General features: G+C 36.0%; 3 protein-coding genes and 1 pseudogene. All 4 read left to right on the forward strand.

Translation table 11 applies throughout. The features are described from left to right. A pseudogene (locus tag IV54_RS11570) lies at positions 1-111 on the forward strand (recombinase family protein); the annotation flags it as partial. Between the two features lie 180 nt (positions 112-291). Then, positions 292-1,101, forward strand: coding sequence for a ParA family protein (locus IV54_RS08245; protein WP_033615103.1), 810 nt, complete (start codon positions 292-294; stop codon positions 1,099-1,101). A gap of 3 nt (positions 1,102-1,104) precedes the next feature. After that, positions 1,105-1,347 carry a hypothetical protein gene (locus tag IV54_RS08250; RefSeq protein ID WP_003590746.1) on the forward strand — a complete coding sequence of 81 codons (243 nt, stop codon included), beginning with the start codon at positions 1,105-1,107 and terminating at the stop codon, positions 1,345-1,347. A 624-nt stretch (positions 1,348-1,971) separates the two neighbouring features. Then, a partial coding sequence (locus IV54_RS08255; protein ID WP_057878896.1) for a replication initiator protein A occupies positions 1,972-2,855 on the forward strand: 884 nt, incomplete at its 3' end.

Genomic DNA, 2,855 nt, shown 5'->3' on the forward strand with positions numbered 1-2,855 from the left:
GCTTTTAAGCTTTATCGAGCTGGCATGAGTGACATTGATGTGTCCCGAAATACAGGAATTAAACGGACAACCTTTATAAGGTATCGAAAGAAATTTAATGTTAACAGATAATAGGTATGACTAATTGTTGAAACCTATTTATACCACCAAATAAATACCTTTATGCGTTTTATGTATTCCATTAGTACTACTTTTATCTTGATTTTGTGTTCTTAAAGTCGTATTATGTAGGAGAACAAGGTATTTGTTAAGTATTACCTTTATCTTTATATGTTAGGAGGAAAGTGTGTTATGCAAGTAATCAGTTTTATGGCTATCAAAGGTGGCGTTGGTAAAACCACAATGGCATTTCAGTTCGCCAAATTTTTACAAACACAAGATCAAAAAGTTTTGATGATCGATTTGGACGCACAGAAGAGTTTGACGGGCACTTTTGAAAATGAACATTTTAATTTCAGTGGAAAGCCCACCATTGCAGATGTCCTAGAAAAACCAAGCTCCGGGTTAATTGAGACACAAGTTCAGGATAATATCGCGATAATTCCATCAACTAGCAACCTGGAAGAAGTAGCAGATCGTTTAGCCTCAAAACCAAATAGAGAATTGCTATTATTTATGTGGTTTGTTAAAAATGCGCAAGAACTGAATCAAAAATATGACTACATAATTATCGACTTGCCACCAGCTTGGAACCTGTTAAGCAAAAATGGTGTAGCTGTAGCCGATAAAATCATTTCTCCAATGGAACCAAGTCGATTTGGGTATGAAAGTCATACAAAAGTATTGCAAAGTGTGGGAACTTTACAAGATGAAGTTGTTGATCCAGTTAGTGGTAAATCATATATTACTGCCAACGTATTCTTTTTAGGCAATCGAATCAAACACAATACTAATTCTTCTCACGAATTTTTATCAGCACTCAAACATATAGATAATGTCATTGGGGTTATCCCAGAAAAGGAATTAGTTAACGCTAGTATGCTTGCAAAGGAGGGCATACTAGAATATGCAACCCAGAATGACAAGTTGCATGAACAAGAGCCATTTCTCAAACTATTAAGTGACGTGTTTTCAGAAATCCAAAAACAGGGGAATGATTAACTTATGGCAAACAAATTTGAAAAGTTTTCAAGTACCAACAACGATTACCAAGTGGCTAGAGACATTCAGCAAAAAGATGCACTTAACGAAAAATTGAATTGGGAACGAAAAGTAAAGACAAGCTTCTCAATTCAACAAAAGAATATTGATCGTTTAGATGAAATGGTTAATCAGTTGAACGCAAAATCAAGATCAACCTTATTAGATACCATAATAGAAAATGCTTATAGAGACTTTCAAGAATAATTGAGTGGGAAAAATGATGAAATCACAAATAGTTGATAGCAATAATCGATACGAAGACCTTGTATCTGATCAACGGGCTCAACGGACCGATGGGGGCTGGTAAAGTATACAAGACAGAATAAAGTTGCCGGTAGGTAAGCACTATGCTAGACTATGACTAATTTAACAACCGAATAAAGAAATCAAGCTAAACAGAAAAATCCCCGATTCACGAGGAATCAGGGATTTTGGGTTTAGCAAGTAGCTACACGACAGCTACTTAGATTCAGTCGATTTTAACTTGCCGGTCTAAATCGACTGAACATTGTTCTTAATTTGTAGGTTAATTATACCGCAAACCAGTCCCAAAGGACAAGTTAAGGATAGTTAAAAACAAATTAAAGTCAATGGACTAAGTAGCTAACTGAAGCTATTTAGTCCATTTTTGTTGTTAGAAATTAAAAAAAGTTGCCGACTGGGCAACTCACAAACAGACACATGCTGGTAAATTACAAAGCCTCAAGGCTAAATGAACGCCTTGTAATTCAGTTAGAGCATATCAGATTTGTATTTTAAAGCAAATCAAATGTTTTAGCAACTCTCTTTTGAGACAGCGTGTGTCAGTCGAGAAAGGGAGTTTTTATTATGACAAAATCAACAAATTTCAATTACTATGAAGCCGATAACGTATATGGAGCCCTATTTTTCCAGTTTCCTAAGGTATTAATGTATGGCGAGCAATATAAACATTTAAGCAGTGATGCTAAATTGGCTTATATGGTACTGAAAGACCGGCTAGAGTATTCTTTGCGTAATCATTGGGTTGATGAAGATAATCATGTTTACTTTATTTTTACCGTTCAAGAACTACAAGACTTATTTAACTGCGCTACTGAAAAAGCCGTTAAAATAAAAAAAGAATTACAAACAGCCAATCTATTAAAACAAATTCAAATGGGATTTAATCCTAAAACGAAAAAGAATGAACCGAATCGTTTATACCTTTCCAAGCTCGATGTGAAAGCTACTGATGTCTATTTAAGGGGTGAATATGGACAAGAAACGCCGAGATCCCTTGCTACGAGCGGAATTTCGAAAATCGAAAGTCCGCATGACTTCGTTGGATCCCTTGCTACGAGCGGAATTTCGAAAATCGAAAGTCCGCATGACTTCGTTGACAATAGCTCTCAATCCCTTGCTACGAGCGGAATTTCGAAAATCGAAAGCAATCTATATAAAGACTCTAAAAACATAGATACTAATAGATACAATATAGATACTCAAAAGTTGGACTTTTCCACAGCCAATTTCTCACCAGCAGAAATTCAAAAGCAAAACCAGGATTTGGTGAACCATGCTAATGACTTCTTAACTGATGAAGACAGTGGCTTACCGGTTTTCTTAGAACCCGAAGCTGTGCAACTACTTAGTTTTTGGTGCCGTACCCCGCAACAAATGCGGCGCTTCATTGGCATTATCTTAAATGCTAAGTACCGAGTTGAAAAGGATCATCAAGATATTGGCGTCAT

It is taken from the genome of Levilactobacillus paucivorans, assembly GCF_001437125.1.
In the GTDB taxonomy this organism is placed as follows: domain Bacteria; phylum Bacillota; class Bacilli; order Lactobacillales; family Lactobacillaceae; genus Levilactobacillus; species Levilactobacillus paucivorans.